This window comes from Bordetella sp. 15P40C-2 (genome assembly GCF_009763235.1).
GTDB lineage: Bacteria > Pseudomonadota > Gammaproteobacteria > Burkholderiales > Burkholderiaceae_B > Bordetella_A.
Map to the genome: position 1 here is coordinate 1 of NZ_WSJA01000027.1, position 306 is coordinate 306.

1 rRNA gene is annotated in these 306 nt (G+C 48.0%); it reads left to right on the plus strand.

Annotated elements, in window-relative coordinates:
- Positions 1–211: 211 nt before the first annotated feature.
- A 5S ribosomal RNA gene (gene rrf, locus GOQ25_RS13145) occupies positions 212–306 on the plus strand; the annotation flags it as partial.

Genomic DNA, 306 nt, shown 5'->3' on the forward strand with positions numbered 1-306 from the left:
TACTAATTGCCCGTGCGGCTTGATCCTATAACTCTGTAGGTTTTAATGACCTGATATGAGCGTAGCGACAAGTGCCGTTTATATAAATTCGTCAAACATGACCCGTCGTTGTTGCGAAGCCTCAATCAAATGAGCCGCTCGCATCAACTCGATGTGCTTCTTCCAAATTGGGGTAGGTAGTCCTAAACCACTATCCACCCAACCAGTTACGCCTGACGACCATAGCAAGGTGGTCCCACTCCTTCCCATCCCGAACAGGACAGTGAAACGCCTTAGCGCCGATGATAGTGAACATTCGTTTGTGAA